Genomic DNA, 25,091 nt, shown 5'->3' on the forward strand with positions numbered 1-25,091 from the left:
GGTCACCCTTTCGTCGCTCCCGCTGTGAGACCACCGATCAGGTGGCGTTCCGCTATGGCGTAGAACCCCAGCGCCGGCACCATGGCCAGCACGAGGTAGGCGAGGACCCGCGCGGTGTCGGAGCTGTACTGGCCCTGGAACTGCTGCACGCCGAGCGGGAGCGTCCAGCTCAGCTCGTCGCTGAAGACGACCAGCGGGAGCATGAAGTTGTTCCAGCTCCCCACGATCGCCAGCACCGACACGGTGGCCAGCGCCGGGCGGGCCATCGGCAGCAGGATCCGCCAGAAGAAGCCGAACGGCGAGCAGCCGTCGATCGTGGCCGCCTCCTCGATCTCTCCCGGGATGCTCCTGAAGAACTGGCGCAGGATGATGATCGTCAACGGCAGCCCGAACGCGGCCTGCACGAGGATCACGCCCAGCGGGTTGTCGATCAGGTTCAGCGTGCGGAGCATCACGAAGATGGGCAGGATCGCGACCGCGAACGGGAACATCAGGCCCGCCGTGAACAGTGTGAACAGCGCCTCCCTGCCCCGGAAGGCGAAGCGGGCGAAGACGAACGCGGCCAGCGCCGACAGCGCGACGACCAGCACGGTGGTCGCGACGGCGATGAACGTGCTGTTCCAGACCTGGCGCCAGAACGATCCTTCGGCCAGCACCTCGGTGTAGTTGCCCGGCTCCCACGGGCTGGGCAGGCCGAACGGGTTCACCGAGAGCTGCTGGGTGCTCTTGAACCCGCCGAGCAGCGCGTACACCACGGGGATGAGGATGAACGCGCCGACGACCCAGGCGATCGAGTGCAGGGGCAGGGTCGTGCGCTTCATCGTTTCCCTCCCATGGCGGTGGTCGCGCCCTCCAGGTCACGCCGCATGACCAGGCGCTGGTACGCCAGAGCGAAGACCAGGCTGAGCCCGAACATCACCACGCTGATGGCGCTGGCGTAGCCCACCTGGGCGCGCTCGAAGCCGAGCGTGAACATGGTGACGGCGAGCGTCTCCGACGCGTGCGCGGGCCCGCCCTCGGTGAGGATCCACACCAGGTCGAAGAGCTGGATGGTGTAGATGACGGAGAGGAACACGCTGATCCTGATCGTGGGGCCGAGCAGGGGCAGCGTGACGTACCGGAAGATCTTCCAGCCCGCCGCTCCGTCGATCTTGGCGGCCTCGATCAGCTCGTTCGGGATGTTCTGCCGCCCGGCGAGGTAGATCATCATGTGGAAGCCGAAGTACTTCCAGGTCATGACCACGAAGATCGACCAGAGCGCGCTGTCCGGGTGCGACAGCCACTCCGACTCCAGCCCCAGCGGGCCGAGCAGCTGGTTGGCGATGCCGTTCTCCGGCGACAGGATCAGCGAGAACAGCACGCCGGTGATGACCTCGGACAGCACGTACGGCGCGAAGAACACCAGCCTGTAGAGCGCCCGCCCCCTGATGCGCTGGTGCAGCAGCATCGCGATGCCCAGCGCGAACGGGAGCTGGATCACCAGGGTCGCCACGATCAGCAGCAGCAGGTTCCCCAGGTCGGTGTAGAAGATGTCGCTGGCGAAGAGCCTGGTGAAGTTGCCGAAGCCGATGAAGTCGGTGGGCAGGCCGCCGAAGCCGTTCCACCTGAACGCGCTGGCGTAGCCGGCCACCAGGATCGGGGTCACCACGAGCAGCAGGAAGAGGGCCAGCGCCGGCAGCACGAACAGGGCGATCGTCAGCCGGTTGCGGGGTCTTCCCCGCCTGCGGCGGCGGCGCGGACCGGCCGGAAGCGTCTCCGCTTCCGGCCGGCGGGTCACGGTCGTCATTCGCTCTCGCTCTTGGCCACTTCGGTGATGTCCTGCGCCACCTGCTCCGGGGTCTTGGCGCCCGCGAACAGCTCGGCCACGCTGTCGTTGACCTCGGCGCCGACGGCGGGCGGGTACGCCTGGTCCAGGTAGAGCTGGAAGCCGGTGGCGCTCGCCAGCGACTCGGCGACGACCTTGAGGTTCTCGTCCTTGACCGCGCTCTCCACGCCCTTGAGGACGGGGAGGACGGCGCCGGACTCGACGGCCTTGGTGTGGTTCTCGGTGCTGGTGAGGAACTTCAGGAAGTCGAGGGCCTCCTTGGGCGCGTCGGCGCCCAAGGCCATGCCGCCGCCTCCGCCGAACGCCTCGGTGATGGCGCCCTTACCGCCCTCGACCTCGGGGAACGGGAAGAAGCCGAGGTCCTCGCCGAGGCCCTCGCCGGAGTCGGCCTGCACGGTCGGCGCCCACTGGCCCATCAGCTCCATCGTGGCCTTGCCGTTGGCGACGCTGGCGGACTGGCCGTCGGGGGTCGAGTAGCCGGCCCCGAGGAAGCCGCGCTGGAACGGCTCCAGATCGACCAGCGCCTTGAGCTGCTGTCCGGCCTGGACGAACTCAGGCTTGGTGAAGTCGTGGTCGGTGCCGGCCTGCTGCAGCGCCGGCAGCCCGGCGATGCGCATCGCGAGGTAGGCCCAGTAGTAGTGGCCGGGCCACTTCTCCTTGCCGGCCAGCGCGATGGGGGTGATGCCGGCGGCCTTCAGTTTCTTGACGGCGTCGAGGAAGCCGGTCCAGGTCGTCGGCGGCTCGGCGATGCCCGCCTTCTCGAAGTGCTTCTTGTTGTACCAGAAGCCGACCATGCCGATGTCCGTGGGCAGCGCGTACGTCTTGCCGTCGAACTGGTACGCGGCCATGGAGGCCGTAGTGAAGTTCGTCAGATCGACGTCGGCGCTGATGTCCTTGATGAGCCCGGCGTCGACCTGCTGCTTCAGCACACCGCCGCCCCAGGTCGCGAAGACGTCGGGCGCCTTGCCCGACTGGGTCAGCGTGGTCAGCTTGGCCTTGTACGCCTCGTTCTCCAGAACCGTCATCTTGACGGTGATGTTCGGGTTGGCGGCCTGGTATTCCTTGGCCCGGGTCTCGTAGATCGTCTTCAGCGGGTCGGACGTCGACAGGTGCCACCACTCCAGGGTGACCTTGCCGGGCGCACCGCCTTCCTCGGGTTCAGTGGTGGCGGTCTGCCCGCCGCCGCACCCGGCCACCAGGACGGCTGCCGCTATCAACGCACAGGTTCTCTTCATAGGGGTTCCCTCCTCGGCTGGCGAAAGTTTCGTGAACCCCCCGATATTTTCATTGACCGGAGCATAGGTATATGGCTGACAAAGCGTCAATAGCCGCGTCGGTCGCGATCGGATCACGACCGGTTATCCGGATTCCGAAAGTTTCGGCTAAACTCCGGATCATGTCTGGGAAGAGGCGGGTGACGATCGCTCTGATAGCCGAGGAAGCCGGGGTGTCGATCCCCACGGTGTCCAAGGTGATCAACGGCCGGCCCGAGGTCGCCCCGGCGACCCGCCATCGCGTCGAACGGCTGCTGCACAAGCACGGCTATCAGCGGCGCATCAGCCAGGACGAGACCCCGGCCGGGCTGGTCGACCTCGTCTTCACCGAGATGGAGTCGCCCTGGGCGATGGAGATCGTGCGCGGCGCGGAGAGCGCCGCCCACGAGGCCGGGGCCAGCGTCGTCATCACCGTCCTGCACACCCACGCGGGGCCGGGCCGCGACTGGCTCGAACGGCTCGCCGGCCGCCGGACCGACGGCGTGGTGATCGTCGCGTCGAAACTGTCGTCCGGCGTGCAGGACCAGCTGAGCGCCCGCTCGCTGCCCTTCGTCGTGGTCGACCCGGAGGGCGAGCCCGCCCCCGGCGTCGTCTCCGTCGGCGCGACCAACTGGAACGGCGGCCTGGCCGCCACCCGCCACCTGCTGGAGCTCGGCCACCGCCGCATCGGCATGATCAGCGGGCCCGCCGACATGCTGTGCAGCCAGGCCCGCATCGACGGCTACCGCGCCGCGCTGGAGACGGCCGGGGTGCCCGCCTCGCCCGAGCTGATCCGCCGCGGCACGTTCATGGTCGACTCCGGCCACGACCACGGCCACGCGCTGCTCTCCCTCGACGACCCGCCGACGGCGATCTTCGCGGGCAGCGACATGCAGGCGTTCGGCGTCCTGGAGGCGGCCCGCCAGCGCGGCCTGCGGGTGCCCGAGGATCTCAGCGTGGTCGGCTTCGACGACATCCCGCTGGCCAAGTCGGCCTGGCCGCCGCTGACCACGGTGCGCCAGCCGCTGCAGGAGATGGCCGCGCTCGCCACCCGCACCGTGCTGGCCATGCGGCGCGGCGAGACGCCCGAGGCCCGCCGCGTCGAGCTGGCGACCGAGCTGATCGTGCGCGAGAGCACCACCCCGCTGCCCGCCTGACCCGGGTTTCGGCCCTGGCGGCGCGGGCAGCCGCAGGGCCATGATGCGCAGACTCGCGAACGGTGCCATCAGCGGCGCCGCGGCCACCATGACGATGAGCACGGTCATGCTGGCGGGCCAGAAGGCCGGTTTCATGCCCGGCCAGCCGCCCAAGCACATCGTCCGCGGCCTGCTCCCCGGCAGCAAGGCCCGCCACAAGCCGGGCGAGGGCGTGCTGGGCGCGGTGGCCCACCTCGGTTTCGGCGTCGCCTCCGGCATGGCCTTCGCCCTGCTGTCGCGCCGGCCGCGCCGCAGGGTGCCGCTCGGCGTCGGCTACGCGCTGCTGATCTGGGTGGTCAGCTACGAGGGCTGGGCGCCGCGGCTGAGCGTCCTGCCGCCCATCGACCGCGACCTCCCGGGCCGCCCGGCCGTGATGGCCGCCGGCCACATCGTGTACGGGGCCACGCTCGCGGCCCTGCTCAACCGCCTCGAACCCGGTGAGAAGCCACCGGTGAAGGAGGAGGCCGTTCAGAAGGAGTCCCAGCCCGCGCTCTCGTAACAGCCGGTCACCCGCGCCATCAGCGCCTCGTCCACCTCGATCCGGTGGCCGTCCACCCGGTCCACGGCCACCACCCCCCAGGAGTTCGCCAGGAACACGGCGGGGAACTCCGTCAGGTCGGCCACCCGCAGCACCCGCCGCTCGCACGGCACGCCGGCCCGCGCCAGCTCGCCCTCCAGCAGCCGCATGGTGACGCCGCGCAGCATCGGCGCGTCCGGCCAGATCACCCGGTCGCCGTCGAAGCACCCCAGGTTGGTGACCGCCCCTTCCGAGATCACCCCGTCGTCCGACGTCAGCAGCGCCTCGTCGTACCCCTCCCGCTCGGCGAGCCTGCCCAGGTAGCCCTGCGGGAAGCCGCCGGTGTGCTTGATGTGCGGCAGGAACCGCTGGTAGCGGACCGACCTGAGCCTCTTCGGGGTCGCCGCGAGCCGCACCGGCGGGCCGGACACGGCGATCACCCGCACCCCGCCGGCGTCGCACACGAACACCCGCACGCTCGCGTCCACCGCCTCCAGCGCCCGGACGGAGGCCCGCACCAGGTCCAGGTCGAGCTCCTGGCCGAACAGCTCACGGGTGGCGCCGCTCAGCCGGTCCAGATGCGCCGCCGGCCCGCGCACCTTCCCGCCCCGCACCTGCATCGCCGTGAAGTGCCCGTATCTCGCGGACATGGCGAGCGCCACGTCGCCGGCCTCCGCCGCCCGCCCGTCGATCACCGCACCCATCAGGCCCGCCCTCCCACGCCGCTCCAGGATCATTATCCCGAGCTGAAACCTTCAGCGCACCTTCCTCGAAAGTTTCGCACCAGGCGAGGACTCGTAAGGTCGTCAACCATGACGACGGACTTGGACGGGCTGGCGGAGCGGCTGCGGGCGTTCGCGCGGGCCCGCGACTGGGAGCAGTTCCACACGCCGAAGAACCTGGCGATGGCGCTGGCAGGCGAGGTGGGTGAGCTGGTCGCCGAGCTCCAGTGGCTCACTCCCGACGAGTCGCGCGACCCCGGCCCCGAGACCCTGTCCCGCATCACGGCGGAGCTGGGCGACGTCACCGCCTACCTGGTACGGCTCGCCGACGTCCTGGGCGTCGACCTGGTGGCGGCGGCCCACGCCAAGCTGGACGCGGGCGAGCGCCGCTACGACCCCGCCCGCTACCGCGGCTCCGCCAGGAAGGCCCCGCACCTCCCGCCGGACGCTTTCTGACGGACCCGGCGCGTAGGGTGACGGGCATGCGTTTCGGGGTGCTGGGCCCGCTGGCCGTCTGGACCGACGCGGGAGAGCCCGTGACGGTGCCGGGGCTCAAGGTGCGCGCGCTCCTCGCCGACCTGCTCGTGCACGACGGGCGGCCGGTCTCCACCGACCGCCTGCTCGACGACCTGTGGGGCGACGACCAGCCAGGCAACCCGACGGGCGCCCTCCAGGTACGGGTCTCCCAGCTGCGCAAGGCGCTGGAGGACGCCGAGCCGGGCGGCAAGCACCTGGTCGTCTCCAAGGCCCCCGGCTACCAGCTCGCCGCGGGCAAGCAGGTCGACGCCGCCCGCTTCACCGACCTGCTCGCGCGCGCCGAGGCCGCCGACGACCCGCGCACCCGCGCCGGCCTGCTCGCCGACGCGCTCGACCTGTGGCGAGGCCCCGCCTACGCCGACTTCGCCGACGAGGAGTTCACCAGGGCCGCCGTCGTGCGGCTGGAGGAGCAGCGCCTCACCGCGCTGGAGCTGCGCGCCGAGGCGCGGCTGGAGCTGGGCGAGCACGGGCTGCTGGTGGGCGAGCTGGGCGACCTCGTCTCCCGCCACCCGCTGCGCGAGCGGCTGCGAGCCGCCCACATGCGCGCCCTCTACCGCGCGGGCCGCCAGAGCGAGGCGCTGGCCGGCTACGCGGAGCTGCGCGAGAGGCTCGCCGAGGAGCTCGGCCTCGACCCGGGCCCCGAGCTGGCGGCCCTGCACCGGGCGATACTCGGCCAGGACCCGGCACTGAGCGGCCCCGCCGAGCGCCCGGCCACCAACCTGCCCGCCTCGCTCAGCAAGCTCATCGGCCGGGGCGACGCGCTGGCCGAGGTGCGGTCGCTCGTGCGGGAGGAGCGGCTGGTCACCCTCACCGGCACCGGCGGGGTCGGCAAGACCCGGCTGGCGCTGGAGGTGGCGGGCGAGCCGGCCGCGGAGTTCCCCGACGGGGCGTGGCTGGTGGAGCTGGCCCCGCTCGACCGGCGCACGGCGTCGCTGCCCGAAGCCGTCATGGCCGCGCTCGGCATCCGCCAGGACGACGCCGCCGCGCCCGCCGACCGGCTGGCCGACGCGCTGCGGGCCCGCCGGATGCTGCTCGTGCTCGACAACTGCGAGCACGTCGTCGAGCAGGCCGCCGAGCTGGCCGCGCGGCTGCTGCGCGCCGCCCCCGGCCTGCGCGTCCTCGCCACCAGCAGGGAGCCGCTGGCGGTCGACGGCGAGGTGCTGTGGGCGGTGCCGCCGCTCAACCTCCCCGCCAGCACCGACCTGGCGGTCATGGCCAGGTCTGACGCGGTGCGGCTGTTCGTGGCGCGGGCGGCGGCGTCGGCGCGCGGGTTCGCGCTGAACGCGGGCAACGCGCAGGCGGTGGCGCAGCTCTGCCGCCGGCTCGACGGCATCCCGCTGGCGCTGGAGCTGGCCGCCACCCCGGTGCGGGTGCTCGGCGTGCGGGGCGTGGTGGACCGGCTCGACGACCGGTTCAAGCTGCTCGCCTCCGGCCGGCGCGGCGCGCCCGCCCGCCAGCAGACGCTCATGGCCGTCATCGGCTGGAGCTGGGACCTGCTCACCGAGCCCGAACGGGCGGTGCTGCGGCGGCTGGCCGTGCACGCCGACGGCTGCACCATCGAGGCCGCCGAGGCGGTCAGCCCCGATGAGGACGTGCTCCACCTGCTGGCCCGGCTGGTGGACCGGTCGCTGGTGGTGGTCGTCGACGGCGCCGCGGGCGTGCGCTACCGGCTGCTGGAGTCGGTGGCCGAATACTGCCTGGCCCGCCTCGCCGACGCGGGCGAGCTGGAGAGCGCACGAGCCGCGCACGCCCGCCACTACCTGGCCCTCGCCGAGCAGGCCGCGCCACACCTCTACGGACACGAGCAGCGGGCCTGGCTGCAGCGGCTCGACCAGGAGGGCGCCAACCTGCGCGCCGCCCTCGACACGGCCGTGGAGCAGGGCATGACGGACGTCGCGCTGCGGCTGGTGAACGCGCTGGCGTGGTACTGGTTCCTGCGCGGCCGGCTCGCGGAGGGCCGGCGGTCCCTGGAGACGGCGCTGGCCGCGGCCGGGTCCGACGGCGGTGACGCGTCCGCCCGCGCCGCTGGATGGCTGGCCGGGTTCACCGCGCTGCTCGGCGAGGAGGTCGACTGGGAGCCGGTGTTCGCCCGGATCGACGACCGCGCCGCGCGGGCCAGGGCCACGCTCTTCGTCGGCCTGGTCGTCCTCGACCTGCCGTCGAGCGAGGAGCTCGTGGGCAGGGCGCTGAAGGAGTGCCGCGCCCTCGGCGACCGGTGGGGCGTCGCCGCCGCGCTCAGCAGGCAGGCCAGGACCGCCTTCGCCACCAGCGACCTGGAGACGCTCAAGGAGGTCGGCGAGGAGAGCGCCCGGATCTTCCGCGAGCTGGGCGACCGCTGGGGCCTGCTCCAGGCCACCGAGTGGCTCGCCGGGATGGCCCAGACGGTCGCCGACGGCGAGCGCGCCAAGGAGCTGTTCGCCGAGGGTCTCCACATGGCCGAGGAGCTGGGGCTGTGGCCCGAGGTCGCCCGGCGCACCTCGTGGCTCGGCTGGCTGGCCATGTACGAGGGCGACCACGCGCGCGCGATGGAGCTGTGCGGCAGGGCCATGCGGCTGGCCGTCTCCCACGGCTACCAAGAGGGCCGGATGATGTCGGAGATGGGGCTCGCCTTCGCCGCCCAGAAGGCGGGCGAGCTCGACCTGGCGGAGCGGCACCTGCTCAACCTGCTCGACGGCGTCCCGCGCGGCCCCGGCGTCGAGCCCGCCCTGCACCTGCCGACCACCCTGGGCGCGCTCGGCTACGTCACCGAGCAGCGCGGCGACTGGGCCACCGCGCTGGCGCTGCACCGTGAGGCCTACGACGCGTGCCGCAAGCTGGGCGACCCGCGCACCACCGCGTTCACCGTGGAGGGCATGGCCAGCGCGCTGGCCGCCGGCGGCTCTCACCCGGCCGCGGCCCGCCTGCTCGGCCTCGCGGCGGCGGCCCGCGCCCGGCACCGCACGCCGCCGGTGCCCTCCGAGCAGGAGGAGATCCAGCGGGTCGCCGAGGCGTGCCGGGAGGCGCTGGGCGAGCCGGCGTACGCGGCCGCGTACGCCGAGGGCGGCAAGCTGGAGCTGGACGAGGCGACCGCGGCGCTCTGAGCGTCAACCGGTCAGGTGCTCGTGGAGCCGGTCGAAGAACTCCATCCAGCCCTGCCTCGACTCCTCGCCCGCGTTCGCCCCGTGCTCGCGGAAGGTCATCGCGGTCCTGCCGTCGTCGTCCGCCAGCCCGACCGTCAGCACCGAGACGGGATCGTCCGGTTCGCCGGTGGTGAAGACGAGCCGCGCGGGCGGCGCCACCTCGCGGTAGGCGCCGTCGAACGTCACCTCGAAGCCCTCCTCGGCGGTCAGCGTCACCTGCCATCGGCCGCCCGGACGGGCGTCCAGGACGATCCGGTCCACCGGCGCGGCCATGAACCGCGGCCCGAACCACCGGGCGAACCGCTCCGGCGTGGTCCAGGCGGCGAACACGTCCTCGCGGGGCACGTCGAACACGCGGATGATCTCGTACGAGGCGGTCTGCGTCATGGTGGCCTCCCTCTCCAAGTCGGCGAGGGCCCACCATGACCGGGCGGGCTTACGATCCACTTCATCCGGTCTTAAGGCTAGGCTGCGCGGGTGGACAGCGCAGAACTCAAGGAACGCGTACGCGAGCTGCGGGCCGAGGGCCGCTCGCCCAAGGAGATCGCCCGCGCGCTCAAGGTGCCGCCGTCGGCCGTCGCCCCGCTGGTGCGGGCCATCGCGGCCGAGAACGCCGGCGGCGGGGACGACCGTGAGGCCGAGCTGATCGGCTGCTGGATGAGCGTCGGCTGGAGCAACGGACTCGGCGTCGACCCCGCCCGAGGCTGGACCGACGAGGCGCCCGACGCCGAGGGCGGCAAGGTGTCGGTGCTGGTGGTGAGACGTCACAACTGGGACAAGCTGACGGTCGTCGGCTGCTTGGCCGACGTCTACTGCACCGGCATCAAGCACATCATCGGGCCCGACGTGGTCGACGAGCGGGAGCTGCGCCGGTTCAGGGAGTTCTTCTTCTCCGACTACAAGGGCTTCCAGGAGGTGCCCGTCGAGCTGACGCGCCACCTGGTGTTCGGCGCCGACGACTACGCCCGCTCGCTGGGCGTCGAGTCGCACGAGGAGATCGGGCAGCTCTCCGGCCTGCTGGGCGACTGGGAGGGGCCGTCGGCGATCACGTTCGGCCGCCGGGGCAGGCCCTACTACGTGCCGGACACGTACGACGACCCGCAGAAGGTCGTCCACATCCTGCGCCGCAAGCTCTCCTACGACGAGTTCGACTACGACATCTAGCTCTTCTCGCCGGAGAACCTCTCCCACGCCGACTGCCGCGCCGTGCCCATGGCGGCGCCGATCCGCGCCCATGAGACGCCCCGGTCGCGCAGCCGGTCGACCCAGACCTGGAGGTTGGCGTCGACCTGGGCGCTGACGGCGGCGAAGCGCGGCAGGAAGTCGAGGATCTCCTGGTCGGACATGGTGTCCGGCCAGGGGATCTCGGCGGTGGACGACGACTCGCGCGGCATCTCCAGCACGGCGTTGCACAGCCCGACGCACTCGTCGCAGATGTAGACGCCGGCGCCGGCGATCATCTTGCCCACCTCGTCCTTGGCCCCTCCGCTTCCCGATACGGTGGCGCTACCCGCCTGGCACAGTGCCCCCCGCCGGGGCGTACGCACGAAGGAGCGCGACATGGCCGAGTCACGGGAGCACAGGTTCGTCGGCACGCGAGGTGAGAACGTCGTGCGGGAGTGGCCGAACGAGCGGCCCCGCTACGTCGCCGTCCTCGTGCACGGCTACGGCGAGCACATCGGCCGGTACGAGCACGTGGCCGACGCCCTTGTGCGCCACGGCGCCGCCGTCTACGGCCTCGACCACATGGGACACGGCAAGTCGCAGGGCGAGCGGGTGCTGATCGAGGACTTCGAGGACGTGGTGACCGACGTGCACGCGGTGGACGAGCGCGTCCGCGCCGACCATCCCGGCGTGCCCGTCGTGCTGATCGGCCACTCGATGGGCGGCCTGATCGCCGCCCGCTACGCGCAGCGCTACGGCGACAGTCTGGCCGCGCTGGTGCTGTCCGGGCCGGTGATCGGCTCCTGGGAGGTCATTCCGCAACTGCTCGCGCTCGACCCGATCCCGGAAGTGCCGATCGACCCGGCCACGCTCTCCCGCGACCCCGCCGTGGGCGTCGCCTACGCCGCGGACCCGCTGGTGTGGCACGGCGCGTTCAAGCGGCCCACGCTGGAGGCGCTCGCCACCACCATCGAGGTCATCGCCAAGGGCGGCACCTTCGGCCCGCTGCCCACGCTGTGGATCCACGGCTCCGACGACCGGCTCGTCCCGCTGGCGGGCACCCGGCCCGGCATCGAAGCCGTCAAGGGCGGCGACTTCACCGAGATCATCTACCCGGAGGCCCGCCACGAGGTCTTCAACGAGACGAACAAGGACGAGGTGCTGGCGGACGTGACGACGTTCGTCGACCGCGCCCTCGCCTCACGCCACCCGTAGCCAGGCGTGCCCCGAGCCCCGGGTCCTGGACAGCTCCACCTTCCAGCACCCGGGCGCGGGGAACACCCACCCGGTGCCCCACTCGTAGCCGGGCCGCCGCCAGTTGGACCCGCCGTGGTCCTCCAGCCAGACGAGCTTGGCCCGCTTCCCGCCGGGCCCCGTCGCGGAGACCTTGAGCGGGCCGTCCCCGGTCATCCGCCACACGATCTTCACCTCGGCCCCGGCCTCGAACGGCACCTCGGCGAACAGCAGCCCCCACAGCTCGGCGTCCTCGGAAGTGCCCCGCACCTCGGTGAAGCCGTCGGCGGGAGTGAGCAGTTCGGTCCCGTTGCACGTCTCCCCGGTCTTCACGGCGCCGGCCACCGGCCCGTCCGTGCCCGATGGAGGCGCGTGCGTGGACTCGCCCGTACCCGTCGTGCCCGCCGCGCACCCGCCGACGAGCACGACCACCGCCACCACCGCCATCGCCAACGCCCGCACCGACGCTCCTCCCGGCCGTTCCGTCCATCCCTTCCTCTACACGCGGACGGCCGGAAAGGTTCCTACGTTCAGGGGGAGCGTTCGAGTTCGCGGCGGTAGGCGTCGAGGACGAGACCGTGGAAATGATGGACCGCGTGCTCCGACAGGCCGGACCCGCCGGGATCGTAGACGATCTTGCCTTGGGTGAACGCGGGGCTGCGCATCCCGCGCTGGACGCTCTCCACCAGGGCGATGTCCTCCTTCTGGAGCACCTCGTCGATGTAGCGGATGCTGTCCACCTCGGCCTCGTCGGGCTCGGCCGTCTCCAGGTAGAAGTCCCAGTTCTCGCGGGTCCGCTCCGGGCCGTCGGGGACGATCTGCAGCACCATGAAGTTGCCCCGGCCGGGATAGCGCAGCAGGCAGGTGTTGGGCCACAGCCACCAGACCGCGTGCTCGGTGACCGTCGCCCCCGACACGTCGTAGGCGGAGTTCTCCGCCTTGCCGGCCTGGGCCATGTGGCTGGACCAGATCCCGTGGGTGGTGACCTCGTAGGTGCTCATGTCGACCAGGGACACGAAGTCCTTGTGCGCCACGTGGCAGTGGTAGCACTCCAGGAAGTTGTCGACGACGTTCTTCCAGTTGGAGGCGATGTCGTAGGTGAGCCGGCGGGCGAGGGTCAGCTTCGCCACGTCCGGCGCCCGCGCCAGGATCTCCGCCTCCAGGTCCCCGGCCTGTTCGGTCAGGGGCGCAGCCCCGGGATCGAGGTTGACGTAGACCATGCCGCCGAACTCGCCGGCCTGGACCTGGTCCAGGCATACGGCGGAGGCGTCAAACCCGGGCATGTCGCCGGTGTTGCGCGCCCGCCGCAACCGGCCGGTCAGGTCGTAGTTCCAGGCGTGGTACGGGCACACGATGCTGCGCCGGACACCGGACCCCGTCAGCAGTTCGTGCGCCCGGTGCTTGCACACGTTGTAGAACGCCCGCAGCGCGCCGGCCTCGTCGCGGACGGCGACGATCGGCAGGCCGGCGACCGTGCCCGTCACATAGCTCCCCGGCTCCCGCAGCTTCTCCACGTGACACAGCCACTGCCACGTACGAGCGAAGATCGCCCGCTGGTCGACGTCGGACCAGCGCGGATCGGTGTAGGCGTCGGCGTGCAGGGACATCGACAGGGCGGGGTCGGGGTCGTATCCGGCGGAGATGTGATCGAACGGACCAGGTGTCACCGTACCTCCAAGACGTCAGCTTCTCGGCCGTGAACGACCGAGCTTGCAGCTCCTGGCCGCCGGTGGCTTCGACGGCCCGGTCCGCGTCAGGCAGCGTGACTCACTGCCCAGCCCGCCGCACCGCGCGAGGCGATGTTACGGGCCGCGTTGACGTCGGCGTGCTCAGCGAAGTCGCACGACGTGCACACGAAGGTTTCCTGGCTGGTCCGGTTGTTCTTGTCCACGTGGCCGCAGTGTGAGCACTGCTGGGAGGTGTAGGCCGGGTCCACATGGATGACGGCGACCCCCGCCCGGACCGCCTTGTAGCCGATGAAGCTCCCCAACTGGTGGAAACTCCAGGAATGCAGCGTGACCCGCTGGGGCTTGCGAAGCCGTACCCGTTCGCGGATGCCCTGGAGGTCTTCCAGGGCGATGCCGCGCCCAGTGCGTTCTGCCTCGGTCACGATCTGCTTGGCGATGCGATGGTTGACGTTCGCGGCGAAGCGGGCTTCCTTGCGGCGGCGGCGCTTCAGCAGTCGCCTAGCGGACTTCGTCCGCTTGGCCTGCAGACGGCGGCGTAGTTCGCGGTTGCGGTGGCGGACCGCGTTGAGGTGCTTCCCGCTGTGCCGGATCCCGGTGCTGGTGGTGGCGATGTTGGCGATGCCCAGATCGATCCCGAGGAATCCGTCCGGCCTAGCGGTCGGGGCATCGGCGACCTCGACGCATGCGTGCAGGAACCACATCCCGTCCCGGCACACCAGATCCGACTCACCCCGGCGGCAGGCGGCCAGCAGGGCCAGGTGTTCGGCCGAGCCGGTGAAGGCCACCCCTTTCAACCGCCCGGCGGTCGTCCAGATCGACACCGTCCGCGCCTGGTGTTGCCAAGACAGGCACCGGTCGTCATACGGCTGGGCCGCCAGCGGCCGGAAGGAGATCGGCTTGCCTTCCGCCTTGATACGCCGTGCCGATCCCGGCTCGCCGAGATTCCCGGCGGCCAGGTTGGCGTGCAGGGTTCGGTAGGCGTCACACACCTTCTTGATGACGTGCTGGGCGGCCTGGGCGGCCAGCACGAACTCGGCCTTGATCCGGTCGTAGGAGTGCTTGCGCAGATCGAAGTTACGGAAACACCGGTGCCGGAACGCCAGTGCCGCGACCAGATTCGCCGCCCGGTTGGCGGCGTGCAGGGTGGCTTCCAGCGCCGCCGCCTGCTCCGGCGTCGGCAGGAGCCTCACCCGCACCACCAGCCTCACAATCGAACACATTACCTTCAGGTCCATGTCGCCACGATGGAAATCCAACCCCGAAATCCGACGGGGCCGCAGCGTGGTCCACGACCTGCATGCCCACACGACCATGTCCACCTACTGGTGCTCTATCCGCCCAAGGTCGCGCTGTCGACTCTGGTCAACTCTCTCAAGGGTGTCTCGGCCCGGATGTTGCGCAAGGATTTCCGGTCCACATCGGCCGGTATCGATGGGGTGGCCATTTCTGGTCCCCTTGTATTTCGCCGCATCCTGCGGCGGAGCACCCCTGTCGATCATCAAGGAGTACATCGAGAACCAGAGACGGCCGGGTTGAGCTCCGCATGGAGACGACCGTCCGGGCACCGCTAGGGCCTGGGGCCCTCCCACGCTGTCGTTTCCTCCCGGGCGTGAACGCCCAGGGTTCCACGCCAGATCACGCTGACACCGGCGCACGGGGAGCCGCGTGGCGACACCCGAATCCGGCGCCAACTCAATCGAGGCTGATGATCCTTGAGGCGAACAATCAACCCTTGATCACTCAATCGGCGGCCTCGCGGTTTTCCGTCCGTTTCGCAGGCGCTGCTGCCTCAATCCCGGGCCTCGGGGTCCAGCCCGAGCACCGAACGCCCCCCGTCCACCGGCAGCGTCACCCCGTTGACGAAGGACGCCTCCGGCGAGAGCAGGTACGCGACCGCCGCGGCGATCTCACCGGCCGTGGCCACCCGGCCGAGCGGATGCAGCCGCGCCATCTCCCGCTCGACCTCGGCCGCCGCCTCCGCCGGCTGCGCGGCCAGGAACTCCTCGTACCGTTCCGTCGCCACCGACCCGGGTGCGACGGCGTTGACCCGGATCCCCCGCTTGCCGTACTCGACGGCGAGCGCCCTGGTCAGCCCCTCTATCCCGGCCTTGGCCGTGGCGTACGGCAGGCTGCCCGGCACCGCGCGCCGGGCCTGGTGGGAGGTGACGTTGACGACGGCGCCGCCGGTGCCGGCATCCAGGAAGCGGCGCACGGCGACCGCGCAGCCGACGACCGCCAGGTCCAGGTTCGCCGCGATGAGTCCGCGTACCTCCTCGATGGGCGCGCTGTGCACGGAGGCGTCGCGGAAGACGGCGGCGTTGTTCACCCAGCCGGCCAGCGTGCCCGCCTCCTGCGCCAGGTCGGCGGCGCGGCCCGCGACACCCTCGTCCGCCGCGTCGCCGACCACCCCGACCACCCGCTCGCCGGCCCAGCCCAGCGCATCGGGGTCGCGCTCGACGACCACCACCGTGTGCTTCTCTCCCAGCAGGCGCTCCACGACAGCCCGGCCGATCCCTCTGCCTCCACCGGTCACCACATACGAAAGGCTCATGATTGGACGATATGTGGATCTAGCCCTCATCTCTTGCAGGCAGCGCCAACGGGCCCCAAGCATGGGCTTCGCCCACCAGCGCTCCGCGCCGGACATCTCAGGCCGCGCCCCTTTGTGGGGCGCGCCCCCCAAACCCCCATCTCAGACCCCGCCTCGCCGCTTCGTATGAAACCTGGCCCTCGACTCCTTGCAGGGAACAGCCCGCACACCCCGCTGAAGCAGGTCATCGACGTGCTTCACCGGCGGGTGTGTCGAGTCGTCCGTGCACTCGTGGTCGGAGACTCCGGCGTGAGCCGCAGGAGGGCCCAGACGGTCCGGCCGTGTCCGTCGCCGTGCACACCCCAGCGGGTGGTGAGTTGCTCGACGGGATGGAGGCCGCGGCCGTTCAACTCGTGGCCCTGGGCCTGGTGCAGGCGAGGGACCGATGGGCCGCCTTGGTCGAGGACGGCGAGGACCACCAGGTCGTGGCCGGTGTGGACGGCGATGCCGAAGGTGCCGCCCGCTGTGCCGCTGCGGGAGTGGCGACATGGGGCTTGTCCTGGCTGGGACAGCGTCTCACGAGCTGAGACCACCATCCGGCTCGACGGTCTGAGCAGCCGGTTCATGGATGGGGGAGATCCCTGCCAAGCTTCGGACCTCCACGCCGAGAGCTTCCACACCCGATCCGCGATCGACCACCTCACATCCGGGGGTGCAGGGGGCCGGGAGGCCCCCGCCAAGGGGTGCGGGGAGCTCGGCTCCCCGCTGAGAGGAGCCCGAGCCGGTCCGCGCGGAGCGCGCCTCCCGGCGAGGACCATGCCTGGGGCAGACGGGCAAGGGCCACGCCTGGGGCAGACCGGCAAGGGCCACGCCTGGGGCAGACCGGCAAGGGCCACGCCTGGGGCAGTCCGGCAAGGACCACGCCCGGGACAGACCGGCGAGGACCACGCCCGGGGCAGAGATCAGGAGTCGGACAGGGTGGCCAGGACCTGGTCGCCGTACTTGGCCAGTTTGTTCTCGCCCACCCCGCTCACCGTGCCCAGCTCCTCCAGTGACGACGGCCCCAGTGTCGCGATCTCACGCAGCGTGGCGTCGTGGAAGATGACGTAGGCCGGGACGCCCTGCTCCTTGGCCGTGGCCGCGCGCCAGGCCCGCAGCCGTTCGAAGATGGGGGCCGCCTCCGGGGGCAGGTCGGCCGCCGGGCGGGACTTCGGGGCCGACGCGGCCTTGGCCGGGCGGCGGGGGTCGCGGCGCAGGCGGACCTCGTGCTGGCCGCGCAGCACCGCCGCGCTGGCGTCGGTCAGGACGAGGGCGCCGTAGTTGGGCTCGACCGCGAGCAGGCCCTGCGCCAGGAGTTGCCGGGCCACGCCGTGCCATTCGGCGTTGCCGAGCTCGGTGCCGATGCCGAAGACGGTCAGCGAGTCGTGGCCGTGCTGCAGGACCTTGGCCGTCGTCTTGCCGAGCAGGATGTCGACGATCTGCCCCACGCCGAACTTCTGTCCCCGTTCGCGGGCCAGCCGCAGCACCGTGGAGAGCACCTTCTGCGCCGGCACGGTGCCGTCCCAGGACTCGGGCGGCGTCTGGCAGGTGTCGCAGTTGCCGCACGGGGAGCCGCCCGGCTGGCCGAAGTAGTCGAGCAGCATGACCCGCCGGCACGTCACGGTCTCGCAGAGGGCGAGCATCGCGTCGAGGTGGAGGGCCTGGCGGCGGCGGTGCTGCTCGTCGCCTTCGAGGGCCATGCGCCGGTGCTGGACGACGTCCTGCAGGCCGTAGGCCATCCACGCCGTGGCGGGCAGCCCGTCGCGCCCGGCCCGCCCGGTCTCCTGGTAGTAGCCCTCGACGGACTTGGGCAGGTCGAGGTGGGCCACGAAGCGCACGTCGGGTTTGTCGATGCCCATGCCGAACGCGATCGTCGCCACCACGACCAGCCCTTCCTCGCGCAGGAAGCGGGCCTGGTGGTGGGCGCGGGTGCGGGCGTCGAGACCGGCGTGGTAGGGGAGCGCGGGGATGCCGTTCTCGACCAGGAACGCGGCGATCTTCTCGGCCGACGAGCGCGACAGGCAGTAGACGATGCCGGAGTCGCCGGGGTGCTCGGCGCGGAGGAAGTCGAGGAGCTGCCGCTTGGGCTCGCTCTTGGCGGTGATCCGGTAGTGGATGTTGGGGCGGTCGAAGCCGGCGACGAAGTGGCGGGCCTCGCCCTCGCGCAGGCCGAGGCGCTCGGCGATCTCGGCGTGGGTGGCCGGGGTGGCGGTGGCGGTCAGCGCGATGCGCGGCACCTCGGGCCACTGGGCGTGGAGCTCGGACAGCGCCAGGTAGTCGGGCCGGAAGTCGTGGCCCCACTGGGAGACGCAGTGGGCCTCGTCGATGGCGAACAGCGAGATCGCGCCCTTCTTCAGCAGCCGCACCGTCGACTCCAGCCGCAGCCGCTCGGGCGCGAGGTAGAGCAGGTCGAGCTCGCCCGCCAGGAACTCGGCCTCCACCAGCTGCCGCTCGTCGAAGTCCTGCGTCGAGTTGAGGAACCCGGCGCGCACCCCGAGCGCGGTGAGCGCGTCCACCTGGTCCTGCATGAGCGCGATCAGCGGCGAGATGACCACGCCCGTCCCGGGCCGGACGAGCGCGGGGATCTGGTAGCACAGCGACTTGCCGCCGCCGGTCGGCATGAGCACGAGCGCGTCGCCGCCCGCCGCCACATGCTCGATGATCTCCTGCTGCCCCGGCCGGAACGTGTCGTAGCCGAACACGCGGTGCAGGACCTCGGTGGCTGTATTCATGCGGCTACCTTACGTGTTCGGAATCGCTCTCGAGCCGGGTTCGCCCACGGCGATCGTAGCCGCTGCGCATCGTCCTCCCTTGCCCCTTTCGCGGTATGGGAATGAAAACCGTTCCTATCTGGTTGACGGGCACATGAAGAAGAACCTGCATCCCGCGTACCGTCCCGTCGTCTTCCGCGACCCGAGCGCCGGGGTCGCCTTCCTCACCCGGTCCACCGCGACCGGCACGGCCACCGTCGAGTGGGAGGACGGCCGCACCTACCCGGTGATCGACGTCGACGTGTCGTCGGCGAGCCACCCCTTCTACACCGGCCGCGGCCGCGTCCTCGACAGCGCGGGCCGGGTCGAGCGCTTCAACAAGCGTTACAGCAGGCCGTGACCCCGTACTGAACGGCCCGTCCCTGGGTAGCAGGGGCGGGACCGGCGGTGGGAGCGGTGGTGATGGCATATGGCCCTGTCGGAGCGGGAGCGCCGCATCCTTGAGGAGATCGAGGATGCCCTGGAACGCGACGACCCCAAGCTCGCCAGGCGCGTGTCGGGGGTCGCCTCCGGGGCGGGCCGTCTCCGGAGGCTGCTCCTGAGTGGTTGGTTCATGGTCGCGGTCATCGTCGTGACAGTCGCCCTACTGGTGCTGGCGGTCGCGCTGGCGTGAGAGGCGGCGCTGGATGATGACCAGGTCGACGGCGGCGAAGACCGCGACGGCCGCCGCGATCGCGGCCTCCCATGCCCACACCTGCTCGCCCGTGCTCATCGCCTGCGTGATGAAGTAGACCGCCGCCGCGGTGCCCAGCACGAGCGCGGCCAGGGACAGGATCCGCCGCAACCGGTAAGGGCTGCGCGCGGTCAACGGCTCCGTTCCCGCGCGGTTGCGCAGCCACATGGGGATTCACACTCCTCTCAGGCGAGACAACGCAGCGCCGACACGAGCCGCGGGCTGAGCCCGTTGCCCGGAGGGAGCCGGCCCACCGTCGCCTCGACGAAGTCCGGATAGGACAAGCTGGCTTCGGCGTCGCCGAAGTGCACCCAGATCTGCTCGGCCGTCTGCTCCACCTGAACGCTCGGGTCCTGCTCGGCCAGCGCGAACCGGCCGACCGCGACCCGCCAGAACGTGCGGTCGTCCGCCTCGTCCGGGCGGACGGGCGCGCCCACGTCGTCGGCGTGCGTGGCGTACTCGGAGTCGTAGTGGAAGGCCTGCTCGCCCACCGGATAGGGCCCGGCCATGGTCTCCAGGAGGGCGTCGCGGCCGAGCGCGCGCATGCGGCGTCGGGTGTCGCCGTTCTTGTCGCGCCACTCCCGCAGCACCTCTTCGACGGGCAGGTCACGCCGCTGACGGACGCACCACTCGTTGAACTCGTTGTAGCCGCCGATGCCCTCCGCCTCCATCAGCAGCCGCAGCTCGCCGAGGGTGCCGTCGAGGCAGGCCTGGTTGTAGAGCTCCTCGCCGGCCAGGTGGCCGAGCACGTCGCGGACGGTCCATCCGGCGGCGCGGGAAGGGCGCCGCCAGCCCTCCTCGTCCAGGCCGGAGAAGAACCAGTCCAGCCGGGACGCCTCGGCGTCGAAGATGTCGAACGGGTCGTACTCGCGCAGCAGATCCTCTGGCATATCCGGTCGCTACCCGCAGGATCCCGGAACTCACCGGGCCCGGGCACGGCGAAGGCCCGGCCGGAGCCCGGCCGGGCCTTCACTCAGTGGTGCTTACCGGCGCCAGCTGTAGACGCGCACGTAGTCGGTGCGGCTGGTGGCGTCGTCGAGCTTCCTGTCGCCCTTGAAGACGGCCTTGTAGCTGCCGCTACGGTAGGCGCGGTCCTTGGCGTAGAACTTGCCGTGACGGTCGGTGCGGTCGGAGGCGACCCACTTCCAGCCACTGGAGCCGTTGGCCTTGTAGTAGACGTGGACCTTCTCGTAGCCCACGGCGCGCCAGTGGTCACCGCGCTCGGCCAGCAGGCGGCCGGAGAAGTAGACCGACTTGCCCTTGCGGACCTTCGACGGCGAGGCGTCGAAGCTCAGCCGGGTGTCGGCCTTGCTCCAGCCCTTGCGGACGTCGACGTAGAAGAACGACGTGTCGTGGGCGACACGCTTGCCCTCCTTGTCGAAGGCGGTGGCGATGGCCTTCCACTTGCCTTCGGGGTCGTGCGAGGTGAACGGCACCGAGAAGAGCCAGTTCTCCAGGGGCTTGACTTCCTTGCCCCGCAGGGTGCGGAACTTGCTGTCGGCCGGCTCGACGCTGAGCTCGACCTTCTCGACGTCGGAGCTGGCGCCCACCTTGAAGCGGGCGACGGTCTCGCTGCCGTGCTTGACGACGACAGGGTTCGGCGAGACATCGAGGATCTCGACCTTAGGCGCCTTGGTGGTGGTGGCGGCGACGGCGCTGCCACCAGACATCAGCATGGTCCCGCCCGCGAGAGCGGCGACCAGGCCTACGGCGATCTTTCGCATGAGGGTGCTTCTCCCCGTAAATCTTGTGGCACCGGCCCGGGATGACCGGTTCCCTTTACTGCTTAGAGCCACACTAAGGGGGAAAGGTTCGCTAAAGTTACGGAAAAATTTTGATCACGGTGGTCACCTGCACTGATGGAAAAAAATCCGTTTTGAGGTCACCTGACCGACTAGGCTCGGAGCCCATGACCGACGTCTACACCCTCGGAGAGGCGCTCGGGGTGGTCTCCAGCGGCCGCGTCCGCCACGAGACCGAGGCCAGGCTGGACATCTGCGGCCCCGAGTTCACCCTGGCCGTGGCCCTGGCGCGGCTCGGTCACCGGTGCGCCTTCGCCGGCAAGGTCGGCTCCGACGAGCTGGGCGCCCGGGTGCTGACGGTGCTGCGCGGCGAGGGCGTCGACGTCACCGACACGCGCGTCACGGAAGGGGTGCCGACCGGGCTGCTGCTGCGCGACGCGCGGGTGGGCCGCGAGCCGCTCGTCGCCCACTACCGCGCCGGCTCGGCGGGCTCGACGCTGTCACCCGGCAACGTGCCGATCGACCGGGTCGGGGCCGCGCGGATGCTGCACGTCACCGGCGTCACCGCGGCTCTGGGCAGGGATCCGCACGACGCCGTGCTGGCCGCCGTGAGCGCGGCCAAGAGCGCGGAGGTGCCGATCTCGTTCGCCGTCGAGTACCGCCCCGAGCTGTGGGCGTCGGTGCGCGAGGCGGAGGAGGTGCTCACCGAGCTGGCCTGCCAGTCGCACCTGCTCTTCGTCCGCCAGGACGAGCTGGACCTCGTCAAGCCCGCGCTCACCCCCGAACGCGAGGTCGTGGTCGCCCGCGGCGCCAAGGGCGCGAGCGTGCGGGCCGACCGGATGCGCTACGACGCCCCCGGCCCGCAGACGCCGGTGGTCGACTACGGCGGGGCCGGGGACGCGTTCGTGGCCGGTTACCTCAGCGCGGCCCTGGACGGGCTGACCCCGCCGGAGCGCCTGGGGCGCGCGACGCAGCTGAGCGCCGCCGCCGCGTCCACCGCCAGCGACTGGCAGGGCCTGCCGGCCAGGGGCGAGCTGTAGCTACTCGATGTTCAGGGTGAACGTCGAGGTGGTGTTCTTGATGTTCTGCGCGTTGTCGGCGAAGCGCAGGCCGCGGAACGTGGCCGAGCCGACGGCCGGGCCCTGGCCCTGCTCCGGCAGCTCGTTGACCCAGATGCCGAAGCCCGACTTGGCGTCGTAGGCGTCGCCGCTCCTGCGCGCCCCGGTGATCGACACGTCCGTGAAGACGGTGTCGGTGACCGGGTTCACCGGCCGCGCGCCGTCGTACATGGTCTGGAACATGATCCCGCTGTACGTGGGATCGACGATGTCCAGATTGCTGACCCGGATGCCCTGGAACGTCTTCGACGCCGAGAACAGCCACATCGCCGGGAAGGTCTGCGCGCCCCAGAAGTGGCCGCCGGCCCGGACGAGCGAGATGTTCTCGAACCGGGTGGGCGGGTTCGCCCCGAAGCCGTGCATCGGGTAGCCGAAGTCGAGCGAGCTGATCGTGACGCCCGAGTAGACCAGCGTGTCGGCCACGTAGATGTCGCGGAAGGTGTTGCCGTACCCGCCGTAGACGGCCACGCCCGCGGCCCGCCAGGTGAGCAGCGAGGTCAGGTTCTCGTAGACGTTGCCGTGCTGCTCGCCCGCGTTGTTGTCGGTGGCGGAGAACAGGGCGAAGCTGTCGTCGCCGGTGGACCGGGTCTCCACGTGGGTGACGTGGTTGCCGGTGCTGCCGTTGGTCATGTTGAGCCCGTCGGCGAACACATTCCTGATCCGCGAGTTCCTGATCGTCATGTCGTCCGTGTTCGAGCCCCAGTACATGCAGACCTGGTGCTCCACCCACAGGTTCTCGATCGTCATGTCCGCCACGTTCGTGAAGTCGAACACCTTGCCCGGCCCGTCGATGCGCGAGGTGTAGTTGCCGAAGTAGGCGAAGCCCGCGAACGTCGAGCCGTTGGCTGTCGCGTCCGCGCGGAAGCCGACGTCGGTGTTCGACTGCCCGGCCGGCGCGTGGAAGCGGGTGTACCAGGGCCCGGCGCCGACGATCCTGACGGCCTTCCCGTACACCTGGAACTTGCCCGTCGTCTGGTAGCTGCCCGGCGGCAGGTAGACGCCGGTGAGCGCGCTGTCCATGCGGGCCCGGTCGAGCGCGTTCTGCACGTCCTGGTGCCCGAACCCGGTCGGTACGGCGTACTTCGCCGGGTCGGGGTTGCCGATGGGGGAGACCTGCTCGAAGTCGACGAAGTCGATCGTGTAGGTGGAGGTGTTGGCCGCGTCCTTCTGCAGCCTGATCTTGCGGCCCGCCGGGACCGTGGTGTCCAGCATCAGGTTGGCCTCGTCGTAGACGTGCCGCGGCGGGCCGGAGCCGGGGTTGTTGTCCGGGCTCGCCTCGGGGCCGTACAGCCAGGCGAAGCGCGAGGTCAGGTTGATCGCCTTGTGGAAGGCGCCGTCGACGTACACGTTCAGCGTCGCGTCGAGGCCGCCGCCGCCCGGCGCGTCCGGGATCGAGAAGCGGGTGACGAGCGTGTTCGTGGCCGCCCTGGTGGTGAACTCGACGTAGGAGCCGGTGGCGGCGAGCGTCACCGCGCGGCGGCCGGACGCCTCCCCGGCCAGGTCGCCGATCGTCCTGTTCGGGCCGATCCGGGTGGCGCCGCCGCCGACGACCGCCTCCTCGGCCTCGTACGTGTCGTACGGCATGTTCGCGCCCCTGCCGATGGACAGCGGGTGCGTGCTGGTGTTGTTGTCCCGCTTGTCAGGCAGTTCCCTGGGGTCGTCGGCGAGCACCACGCGGACCGTGTGCCGGCCGTCGGCCGCGGTCCAGGTGCCGAGCGGGACCGGGGCGGTGGTGGCTCCCGGCGCGATGACGCCGCTGGCGGAGCCGGTCAGCGTGCGGACGGTCGCGCCCGAGCCGTCGAGCACGGCGAGCGTGATGCCGTGCGAGCCGGTGCTGGAGGCGATGGTGCCCTGGTTCCTGATGGCGACGGTGAAGGTGACGGTGTCGCCGGGGTCCGGGTTGCCCGGGGTCCAGCCGACGTCGGCGACCAGGTCGGCGGTGTCGGGGAGCGGGACGGCCGTGCCGAACACCTGGAACTCGGCCACCTGCCCGCCGGGCGCCCCGGAGTTCGCGGTGATCCGCAGCCGCACGTCGGCGGCTCGCGCGGTGACCGGGATCGTCACGCTGTTGCCGGTGGCGGGGTCGAAGACGTACGCGGCGGGCGCCACGAGGCGGGAGAAGTCGGCGGCGCCCCGCGCGCGGCCGAGCACCTCGACGGTCTGGGTGCGCCTGGCCCAGACGGCGTCCGGGTTCAGCTTGAGCACCACCGAGGTGAGGTCGGCGTCGCCGCCGAGCGCGACGGTCAGTGTGTTGGGGTAGGTCTGGCCCTCCCAGTACGTCCTGACGTCACCGTCGTTGGCGTTGCCGGCCACGTACGTGTGGGTGTGCGAGGAGGCGGCGATCCCCTTGCCGGCGGCCAGGTTCGTGCCCGGCTCCGGGTCGGGGCCGGGGCCGCCGCTCTCCCCGTACACCTCGAACTCGGCGAGCTGGGCGGCGGGCCAGCCGGTGTTCGCGGTGAACAGCAGCCGGACGTACCGGGCGCTGCCGCTCAGCGTGATCGTGGCGGACGGCGCGAAGCCGTACGTGGCCGACGGCTTGAGCGTGGCGAAGCCGGAGCCGTCCGCGCTGCCCTGGACGGTGAGCGTCTGGGTGCGGCTCGGCCAGCCGTCCGGCAGCTTGAGTGTGAGTCCGGTGAGCGTGGCGGCGGCGCCCAGGTCCACCTGGACCCACTGCGGGAACTGGCCGTTGGCCGACTCCCAGTAGGTGGCCTGGTCGCCGTCGGTGACGTTGGCGGCCCGGTAGACGTCGGTGAAGCCGCTCGCGGTGGCGGCCTTCCCGGCGGCCAGATTGGTGGCGGCGGCGGCCGGGGGCGGGGCGATGAGGAGTCCTAGGACGAGGGTCAGGGCGGCTAAGAGTGCGCGCATGGGGGGTGGCCCTTCGCAGGAGTACAGTTGGCCGCACCATAGGCTTTCCAGCAGATGTGAGCAATATCTCGACTGGATTGCGCAAGAAATGAATGCTGC

General features: G+C 71.2%; 25 protein-coding genes and 1 pseudogene. 11 read left to right on the plus strand and 15 right to left on the minus strand.

Annotated features, from left to right (window positions below; all coding sequences use genetic code 11):
• Positions 1-2: 2 nt before the first annotated feature.
• Genes ACZ6YG_RS21895 through ACZ6YG_RS21905 form a run of 3 tightly spaced genes read right to left on the minus strand, consistent with a single transcriptional unit; the run spans position 3 to position 3,060 of the window.
• On the minus strand, positions 3-821 hold the full coding sequence (locus ACZ6YG_RS21895; RefSeq protein ID WP_466019057.1) for a carbohydrate ABC transporter permease: 819 nt from the start codon (positions 819-821) through the stop codon (positions 3-5).
• Positions 818-1,786, minus strand: a complete 969-nt coding sequence (locus ACZ6YG_RS21900; protein WP_148034008.1) for a carbohydrate ABC transporter permease — start codon at positions 1,784-1,786, stop codon at positions 818-820. The genes ACZ6YG_RS21895 and ACZ6YG_RS21900 overlap by 4 nt, the downstream gene beginning before the upstream one ends.
• The gene (locus ACZ6YG_RS21905) at positions 1,783-3,060 is read right to left on the minus strand and encodes an extracellular solute-binding protein (RefSeq protein ID WP_219545617.1); all 1,278 of its coding nucleotides are present in this window, start codon (positions 3,058-3,060) and stop codon (positions 1,783-1,785) included. Before ACZ6YG_RS21905 ends, ACZ6YG_RS21900 begins: the two co-directional genes overlap by 4 nt.
• A gap of 161 nt (positions 3,061-3,221) precedes the next feature.
• Here ACZ6YG_RS21905 and ACZ6YG_RS21910 point away from each other — a divergent pair, with 161 nt between their 5' ends.
• Positions 3,222-4,235 carry a LacI family DNA-binding transcriptional regulator gene (locus ACZ6YG_RS21910; RefSeq protein ID WP_148034006.1) on the plus strand — a complete coding sequence of 338 codons (1,014 nt, stop codon included), beginning with the start codon at positions 3,222-3,224 and terminating at the stop codon, positions 4,233-4,235.
• A gap of 40 nt (positions 4,236-4,275) precedes the next feature.
• Complete coding sequence (locus ACZ6YG_RS21915; RefSeq protein ID WP_466019058.1) at positions 4,276-4,773, plus strand: DUF6789 family protein; 498 nt, start codon at positions 4,276-4,278, stop codon at positions 4,771-4,773.
• On the opposite strand, the gene ACZ6YG_RS21920 is transcribed toward ACZ6YG_RS21915, so the two are convergent.
• Positions 4,743-5,495, minus strand: a complete 753-nt coding sequence (locus ACZ6YG_RS21920; RefSeq protein ID WP_187281357.1) for an aminotransferase class IV — start codon at positions 5,493-5,495, stop codon at positions 4,743-4,745. The two genes, ACZ6YG_RS21915 and ACZ6YG_RS21920, sit on opposite strands and share 31 nt — an antisense overlap.
• Positions 5,496-5,603: 108 nt before the next feature.
• Between ACZ6YG_RS21920 and ACZ6YG_RS21925 the strand changes: the two genes are divergently transcribed.
• Complete coding sequence (locus ACZ6YG_RS21925; RefSeq protein WP_148034004.1) at positions 5,604-5,969, plus strand: nucleotide pyrophosphohydrolase; 366 nt, start codon at positions 5,604-5,606, stop codon at positions 5,967-5,969.
• A 26-nt stretch (positions 5,970-5,995) separates the two neighbouring features.
• Positions 5,996-9,130, plus strand: coding sequence for an AfsR/SARP family transcriptional regulator (locus tag ACZ6YG_RS21930; protein WP_466019059.1), 3,135 nt, complete (start codon positions 5,996-5,998; stop codon positions 9,128-9,130).
• A gap of 3 nt (positions 9,131-9,133) precedes the next feature.
• Here ACZ6YG_RS21930 and ACZ6YG_RS21935 read toward each other — a convergent pair whose 3' ends face one another.
• Positions 9,134-9,556: an SRPBCC family protein gene (locus ACZ6YG_RS21935; protein WP_466019060.1), complete on the minus strand. Its 423-nt coding sequence runs from the start codon at positions 9,554-9,556 to the stop codon at positions 9,134-9,136.
• Between the two features lie 90 nt (positions 9,557-9,646).
• Here ACZ6YG_RS21935 and ACZ6YG_RS21940 point away from each other — a divergent pair, with 90 nt between their 5' ends.
• Positions 9,647-10,333 carry a helix-turn-helix domain-containing protein gene (locus ACZ6YG_RS21940; protein WP_466019061.1) on the plus strand — a complete coding sequence of 229 codons (687 nt, stop codon included), beginning with the start codon at positions 9,647-9,649 and terminating at the stop codon, positions 10,331-10,333.
• Here the strand turns inward: ACZ6YG_RS21940 and ACZ6YG_RS21945 are convergent.
• Positions 10,330-10,731 carry a ClpX C4-type zinc finger protein gene (locus ACZ6YG_RS21945; protein ID WP_466019062.1) on the minus strand — a complete coding sequence of 134 codons (402 nt, stop codon included), beginning with the start codon at positions 10,729-10,731 and terminating at the stop codon, positions 10,330-10,332. The two genes, ACZ6YG_RS21940 and ACZ6YG_RS21945, sit on opposite strands and share 4 nt — an antisense overlap.
• Between ACZ6YG_RS21945 and ACZ6YG_RS21950 the strand changes: the two genes are divergently transcribed.
• The gene (locus ACZ6YG_RS21950; protein WP_466019063.1) at positions 10,730-11,548 is read left to right on the plus strand and encodes an alpha/beta hydrolase; all 819 of its coding nucleotides are present in this window, start codon (positions 10,730-10,732) and stop codon (positions 11,546-11,548) included. The two genes, ACZ6YG_RS21945 and ACZ6YG_RS21950, sit on opposite strands and share 2 nt — an antisense overlap.
• On the opposite strand, the gene ACZ6YG_RS21955 is transcribed toward ACZ6YG_RS21950, so the two are convergent.
• The 3 genes from ACZ6YG_RS21955 to ACZ6YG_RS21965 all read right to left on the minus strand — a co-directional run bounded on the left by ACZ6YG_RS21955 (position 11,534) and on the right by ACZ6YG_RS21965 (position 14,489).
• Positions 11,534-12,028: a hypothetical protein gene (locus tag ACZ6YG_RS21955; RefSeq protein ID WP_466019064.1), complete on the minus strand. Its 495-nt coding sequence runs from the start codon at positions 12,026-12,028 to the stop codon at positions 11,534-11,536. The genes ACZ6YG_RS21950 and ACZ6YG_RS21955 overlap by 15 nt on opposite strands.
• Before the next feature lie 68 nt (positions 12,029-12,096).
• Positions 12,097-13,233 (minus strand): aromatic ring-hydroxylating oxygenase subunit alpha, encoded by a 1,137-nt coding sequence (locus ACZ6YG_RS21960; RefSeq protein ID WP_466019065.1) that lies wholly within the window; start codon positions 13,231-13,233, stop codon positions 12,097-12,099.
• A gap of 86 nt (positions 13,234-13,319) precedes the next feature.
• The gene (locus tag ACZ6YG_RS21965) at positions 13,320-14,489 is read right to left on the minus strand and encodes an RNA-guided endonuclease InsQ/TnpB family protein (RefSeq protein WP_466019066.1); all 1,170 of its coding nucleotides are present in this window, start codon (positions 14,487-14,489) and stop codon (positions 13,320-13,322) included.
• Positions 14,490-14,561: 72 nt separating this feature from the next.
• On the opposite strand from ACZ6YG_RS21965, the pseudogene tnpA reads away from it, so the two are divergent.
• A pseudogene (gene tnpA, locus ACZ6YG_RS21970) lies at positions 14,562-14,790 on the plus strand (IS200/IS605 family transposase); the annotation flags it as partial.
• A gap of 253 nt (positions 14,791-15,043) precedes the next feature.
• Here the strand turns inward: tnpA and ACZ6YG_RS21975 are convergent.
• Positions 15,044-15,805: an SDR family NAD(P)-dependent oxidoreductase gene (locus tag ACZ6YG_RS21975; protein WP_466019067.1), complete on the minus strand. Its 762-nt coding sequence runs from the start codon at positions 15,803-15,805 to the stop codon at positions 15,044-15,046.
• A gap of 320 nt (positions 15,806-16,125) precedes the next feature.
• Here ACZ6YG_RS21975 and ACZ6YG_RS21980 point away from each other — a divergent pair, with 320 nt between their 5' ends.
• Positions 16,126-16,371 carry a hypothetical protein gene (locus tag ACZ6YG_RS21980; protein ID WP_466019068.1) on the plus strand — a complete coding sequence of 82 codons (246 nt, stop codon included), beginning with the start codon at positions 16,126-16,128 and terminating at the stop codon, positions 16,369-16,371.
• Between the two features lie 375 nt (positions 16,372-16,746).
• Here ACZ6YG_RS21980 and recQ read toward each other — a convergent pair whose 3' ends face one another.
• Positions 16,747-18,555, minus strand: coding sequence for a DNA helicase RecQ (gene recQ, locus ACZ6YG_RS21985; RefSeq protein WP_271275488.1), 1,809 nt, complete (start codon positions 18,553-18,555; stop codon positions 16,747-16,749).
• A 133-nt stretch (positions 18,556-18,688) separates the two neighbouring features.
• On the opposite strand from recQ, the gene ACZ6YG_RS21990 reads away from it, so the two are divergent.
• Complete coding sequence (locus ACZ6YG_RS21990; protein WP_148033994.1) at positions 18,689-18,934, plus strand: type B 50S ribosomal protein L31; 246 nt, start codon at positions 18,689-18,691, stop codon at positions 18,932-18,934.
• 69 nt (positions 18,935-19,003) lie between these two features.
• The gene (locus tag ACZ6YG_RS21995; protein ID WP_397198385.1) at positions 19,004-19,207 is read left to right on the plus strand and encodes a DUF3040 domain-containing protein; all 204 of its coding nucleotides are present in this window, start codon (positions 19,004-19,006) and stop codon (positions 19,205-19,207) included.
• Here ACZ6YG_RS21995 and ACZ6YG_RS22000 read toward each other — a convergent pair.
• The 3 genes from ACZ6YG_RS22000 to ACZ6YG_RS22010 all read right to left on the minus strand — a co-directional run bounded on the left by ACZ6YG_RS22000 (position 19,178) and on the right by ACZ6YG_RS22010 (position 20,991).
• Positions 19,178-19,435: a DUF6343 family protein gene (locus ACZ6YG_RS22000; protein ID WP_148033992.1), complete on the minus strand. Its 258-nt coding sequence runs from the start codon at positions 19,433-19,435 to the stop codon at positions 19,178-19,180. The genes ACZ6YG_RS21995 and ACZ6YG_RS22000 overlap by 30 nt on opposite strands.
• Before the next feature lie 17 nt (positions 19,436-19,452).
• Positions 19,453-20,157: a maleylpyruvate isomerase family mycothiol-dependent enzyme gene (locus tag ACZ6YG_RS22005; protein WP_219545631.1), complete on the minus strand. Its 705-nt coding sequence runs from the start codon at positions 20,155-20,157 to the stop codon at positions 19,453-19,455.
• A gap of 93 nt (positions 20,158-20,250) precedes the next feature.
• Positions 20,251-20,991 carry a hypothetical protein gene (locus ACZ6YG_RS22010; RefSeq protein ID WP_148033990.1) on the minus strand — a complete coding sequence of 247 codons (741 nt, stop codon included), beginning with the start codon at positions 20,989-20,991 and terminating at the stop codon, positions 20,251-20,253.
• 185 nt (positions 20,992-21,176) lie between these two features.
• Between ACZ6YG_RS22010 and ACZ6YG_RS22015 the strand changes: the two genes are divergently transcribed.
• Positions 21,177-22,049, plus strand: coding sequence for a sugar kinase (locus ACZ6YG_RS22015; RefSeq protein WP_466019069.1), 873 nt, complete (start codon positions 21,177-21,179; stop codon positions 22,047-22,049).
• Here ACZ6YG_RS22015 and ACZ6YG_RS22020 read toward each other — a convergent pair whose 3' ends face one another.
• The gene (locus tag ACZ6YG_RS22020) at positions 22,050-24,992 is read right to left on the minus strand and encodes a discoidin domain-containing protein (RefSeq protein WP_466019070.1); all 2,943 of its coding nucleotides are present in this window, start codon (positions 24,990-24,992) and stop codon (positions 22,050-22,052) included.
• Positions 24,993-25,091: the final 99 nt, after the last annotated feature.

It is taken from the genome of Nonomuraea sp. NPDC054003 (assembly GCF_055585125.1).

Bases quoted from the DNA above. Each gene is read 5' to 3' on its own strand.
- ACZ6YG_RS21895 (WP_466019057.1), bottom strand. From the start codon at position 821: ATGAAGCGCACGACCCTGCCCCTGCACTCGATCGCCTGGGTCGTCGGC.
- ACZ6YG_RS21900 (WP_148034008.1), bottom strand. From the start codon at position 1,786: ATGACGACCGTGACCCGCCGGCCGGAAGCGGAGACGCTTCCGGCCGGT.
- ACZ6YG_RS21905 (WP_219545617.1), bottom strand. From the start codon at position 3,060: ATGAAGAGAACCTGTGCGTTGATAGCGGCAGCCGTCCTGGTGGCCGGG.
- ACZ6YG_RS21910 (WP_148034006.1), top strand. From the start codon at position 3,222: ATGTCTGGGAAGAGGCGGGTGACGATCGCTCTGATAGCCGAGGAAGCC.
- ACZ6YG_RS21915 (WP_466019058.1), top strand. From the start codon at position 4,276: ATGATGCGCAGACTCGCGAACGGTGCCATCAGCGGCGCCGCGGCCACC.
- ACZ6YG_RS21920 (WP_187281357.1), bottom strand. From the start codon at position 5,495: ATGGGTGCGGTGATCGACGGGCGGGCGGCGGAGGCCGGCGACGTGGCG.
- ACZ6YG_RS21925 (WP_148034004.1), top strand. From the start codon at position 5,604: ATGACGACGGACTTGGACGGGCTGGCGGAGCGGCTGCGGGCGTTCGCG.
- ACZ6YG_RS21930 (WP_466019059.1), top strand. From the start codon at position 5,996: ATGCGTTTCGGGGTGCTGGGCCCGCTGGCCGTCTGGACCGACGCGGGA.
- ACZ6YG_RS21935 (WP_466019060.1), bottom strand. From the start codon at position 9,556: ATGACGCAGACCGCCTCGTACGAGATCATCCGCGTGTTCGACGTGCCC.
- ACZ6YG_RS21950 (WP_466019063.1), top strand. From the start codon at position 10,730: ATGGCCGAGTCACGGGAGCACAGGTTCGTCGGCACGCGAGGTGAGAAC.
- ACZ6YG_RS21945 (WP_466019062.1), bottom strand. From the start codon at position 10,731: ATGTCGCGCTCCTTCGTGCGTACGCCCCGGCGGGGGGCACTGTGCCAG.
- ACZ6YG_RS21965 (WP_466019066.1), bottom strand. From the start codon at position 14,489: ATGGACCTGAAGGTAATGTGTTCGATTGTGAGGCTGGTGGTGCGGGTG.
- ACZ6YG_RS21975 (WP_466019067.1), bottom strand. From the start codon at position 15,805: ATGAGCCTTTCGTATGTGGTGACCGGTGGAGGCAGAGGGATCGGCCGG.
- recQ (WP_271275488.1), bottom strand. From the start codon at position 18,555: ATGAATACAGCCACCGAGGTCCTGCACCGCGTGTTCGGCTACGACACG.
- ACZ6YG_RS21990 (WP_148033994.1), top strand. From the start codon at position 18,689: ATGAAGAAGAACCTGCATCCCGCGTACCGTCCCGTCGTCTTCCGCGAC.
- ACZ6YG_RS21995 (WP_397198385.1), top strand. From the start codon at position 19,004: ATGGCCCTGTCGGAGCGGGAGCGCCGCATCCTTGAGGAGATCGAGGAT.
- ACZ6YG_RS22000 (WP_148033992.1), bottom strand. From the start codon at position 19,435: ATGTGGCTGCGCAACCGCGCGGGAACGGAGCCGTTGACCGCGCGCAGC.
- ACZ6YG_RS22005 (WP_219545631.1), bottom strand. From the start codon at position 20,157: ATGCCAGAGGATCTGCTGCGCGAGTACGACCCGTTCGACATCTTCGAC.
- ACZ6YG_RS22010 (WP_148033990.1), bottom strand. From the start codon at position 20,991: ATGCGAAAGATCGCCGTAGGCCTGGTCGCCGCTCTCGCGGGCGGGACC.
- ACZ6YG_RS22015 (WP_466019069.1), top strand. From the start codon at position 21,177: ATGACCGACGTCTACACCCTCGGAGAGGCGCTCGGGGTGGTCTCCAGC.
- ACZ6YG_RS22020 (WP_466019070.1), bottom strand. From the start codon at position 24,992: ATGCGCGCACTCTTAGCCGCCCTGACCCTCGTCCTAGGACTCCTCATC.